Here is a 3,547-nt window from a genome sequence, read left to right on the forward strand (position 1 = left end):
GGGTGCCGGTCGACGATAATGTCTGGTTCCGGCCGCTCTGCCTCTCGGTGACGCGCGGCTACTGGATGAACCTGCTGCGCGTGCGCCGCGCCGGCTTAGCTTCCGGGTTCGAAATGTAACCGGGCGTTTCCCCTACGCTATGACCACCGAAACACTATGAAACACTCAACCGCACCATGTGTGGCACATGGGGTTGTTCGTGGTTTCAGAACCAACACAGTGGACGCGAGCAACTGAGGACAAGCCCTCGGCCTATTAGTACCGGTCACCTCCACACCTCACGGTGCTTCCAGATCCGGCCTATCAACCCAGTCGTCTACTGGGAGCCTTAACCCCTCAAGGGGGTGGGAGTCCTCATCTCGAAGCAGGCTTCCCGCTTAGATGCTTTCAGCGGTTATCCCTCCCGAACGTAGCCAACCAGCCATGCCCTTGGCAGGACAACTGGCACACCAGAGGTTCGTCCGTCCCGGTCCTCTCGTACTAGGGACAGCCCTTCTCAAGACTCCTACGCGCACAGCGGATAGGGACCGAACTGTCTCACGACGTTCTAAACCCAGCTCGCGTACCGCTTTAATGGGCGAACAGCCCAACCCTTGGGACCGACTCCAGCCCCAGGATGCGACGAGCCGACATCGAGGTGCCAAACCATCCCGTCGATATGGACTCTTGGGGAAGATCAGCCTGTTATCCCCGGGGTACCTTTTATCCGTTGAGCGACGGCGCTTCCACAAGCCACCGCCGGATCACTAGTCCCGACTTTCGTCCCTGCTCGACCCGTCGGTCTCACAGTCAAGCTCCCTTGTGCACTTACACTCAACACCTGATTGCCAACCAGGCTGAGGGAACCTTTGGGCGCCTCCGTTACTCTTTAGGAGGCAACCGCCCCAGTTAAACTACCCATCAGACACTGTCCCTGATCCGGATCACGGACCCAGGTTAGACATCCAGCACGACCAGACTGGTATTTCAACGACGACTCCACCCACACTGGCGTGCGAGCTTCAAAGTCTCCCAGCTATCCTACACAAGCCGAACCGAACACCAATATCAAACTGTAGTAAAGGTCCCGGGGTCTTTCCGTCCTGCTGCGCGAAACGAGCATCTTTACTCGTAGTGCAATTTCACCGGGCCTATGGTTGAGACAGTCGAGAAGTCGTTACGCCATTCGTGCAGGTCGGAACTTACCCGACAAGGAATTTCGCTACCTTAGGATGGTTATAGTTACCACCGCCGTTTACTGGCGCTTAAGTTCTCAGCTTCGCCACACCGAAATGTGACTAACCGGTCCCCTTAACGTTCCAGCACCGGGCAGGCGTCAGTCCGTATACATCGCCTTACGGCTTCGCACGGACCTGTGTTTTTAGTAAACAGTCGCTTCTCGCTGGTCTCTGCGGCCACCCCCAGCTCAGAGTGCAAAACTCGTCACCAGGTGTGGCCCCCCTTCTCCCGAAGTTACGGGGGCATTTTGCCGAGTTCCTTAACCATAGTTCACCCGAACGCCTCGGTATTCTCTACCTGACCACCTGAGTCGGTTTAGGGTACGGGCCGCCATGAAACTCGCTAGAGGCTTTTCTCGACAGCATAGGATCATCCACTTCACCACAATCGGCTCGGCATCAGGTCTCAGACTCATGTCAGGCGGATTTACCTACCTGACGTCCTACACCCTTACCCCGGGACAACCACCGCCCGGGATGGACTACCTTCCTGCGTCACCCCATCACTCACCTACTAACCGCTTGGTTCGGCGGCTCCACCACTCCCCTCAACTCCGAAGAGATCAGGGCGGCTTCACGGCCTTAGCATCACGATGCTCGATGTTTGACGCTTCACAGCGGGTACCGGAATATCAACCGGTTATCCATCGACTACGCCTGTCGGCCTCGCCTTAGGTCCCGACTTACCCTGGGCAGATCAGCTTGACCCAGGAACCCTTAGTCAATCGGCGCAAACGTTTCTCACGTTTGTATCGCTACTCATGCCTGCATTCTCACTCGTGAACCGTCCACAACTCGCTTCCGCGGCTGCTTCACCCGGCACACGACGCTCCCCTACCCATCACAGCCGGCGTTGGCCGTATTGCTGCAATGACACGACTTCGGCGGTACGCTTGAGCCCCGCTACATTGTCGGCGCGGAATCACTAGACCAGTGAGCTATTACGCACTCTTTCAAGGGTGGCTGCTTCTAAGCCAACCTCCTGGTTGTCTGTGCGACTCCACATCCTTTCCCACTTAGCGTACGCTTAGGGGCCTTAGTCGATGCTCTGGGCTGTTTCCCTCTCGACCATGGAGCTTATCCCCCACAGTCTCACTGCCGCGCTCTCACTTACCGGCATTCGGAGTTTGGCTAAGGTCAGTAACCCGGTAGGGCCCATCGCCTATCCAGTGCTCTACCTCCGGCAAGAAACACACGACGCTGCACCTAAATGCATTTCGGGGAGAACCAGCTATCACGGAGTTTGATTGGCCTTTCACCCCTAACCACAGGTCATCCCCCAGGTTTTCAACCCTGGTGGGTTCGGTCCTCCACGACCTCTTACAGCCGCTTCAACCTGCCCATGGCTAGATCACTCCGCTTCGGGTCTTGAGCGTGCTACTAAAACGCCCTATTCGGACTCGCTTTCGCTACGGCTTCCCCACCCGGGTTAACCTCGCAACACACCGCAAACTCGCAGGCTCATTCTTCAAAAGGCACGCAGTCACGAGGATGGAGCAAGCTCCATCCCGACGCTCCCACGGCTTGTAGGCACACGGTTTCAGGTACTATTTCACTCCGCTCCCGCGGTACTTTTCACCATTCCCTCACGGTACTATCCGCTATCGGTCACCAGGGAATATTTAGGCTTAGCGGGTGGTCCCGCCAGATTCACACGGGATTTCTCGGGCCCCGTGCTACTTGGGTGTCTCTCAAACGAGCCGTTGACGTTTCGACTACGGGGGTCTTACCCTCTACGCCGGACCTTTCGCATGTCCTTCGCCTACATCAACGGTTTCTGACTCGTCTCACGGCCGGCAGACCGTAAAAGAGAGATCCCACAACCCCGCACACGCAACCCCTGCCGGGTCTCACACGTATACGGTTTGGCCTCATCCGGTTTCGCTCGCCACTACTCCCGGAATCACGGTTGTTTTCTCTTCCTGCGGGTACTGAGATGTTTCACTTCCCCGCGTTCCCTCCACACTGCCTATGTGTTCAGCAGCGGGTGACAGCCCATGACGACTGCCGGGTTTCCCCATTCGGACACCCCCGGATCAAAGCCTGGTTGACGACTCCCCGGGGCCTATCGTGGCCTCCCACGTCCTTCATCGGTTCCTGGTGCCAAGGCATCCACCGTGCGCCCTTAAAAACTTGGCCACAGATGCTCGCGTCCACTGTGCAGTTCTCAAACAACGACCAACCACCCGTCACAACCCACTCACGCGGATTTTTACCGGGGCCGGCACTGAAGGAAGTCTCGGCCTGATCGTCTCCGAGCCCTATGGCGTCGTGGGCGCGATCGCGCCCGGGAACGTGCCGCTCAGCACCGCCTCGTGGAAGCTCGGCCC

2 rRNA genes and 1 pseudogene are annotated in these 3,547 nt (G+C 57.7%); 1 reads left to right on the top strand and 2 read right to left on the bottom strand.

The window, feature by feature from the left end:
* Positions 1–42: 42 nt before the first annotated feature.
* A 5S ribosomal RNA gene (gene rrf, locus ACQKLX_RS29795) occupies positions 43–151 on the bottom strand.
* A gap of 84 nt (positions 152–235) precedes the next feature.
* Positions 236–3,356: ribosomal RNA gene (locus tag ACQKLX_RS29800) — 23S ribosomal RNA — on the bottom strand.
* A gap of 90 nt (positions 3,357–3,446) precedes the next feature.
* On the opposite strand from ACQKLX_RS29800, the pseudogene ACQKLX_RS29805 reads away from it, so the two are divergent.
* Positions 3,447–3,547, top strand: a pseudogene (locus ACQKLX_RS29805) (aldehyde dehydrogenase family protein); the annotation flags it as partial.

It is taken from the genome of Allobosea sp. NPDC003192 (genome assembly GCF_050275675.1).
Taxonomy (GTDB): domain Bacteria; phylum Pseudomonadota; class Alphaproteobacteria; order Rhizobiales; family Beijerinckiaceae; genus Allobosea.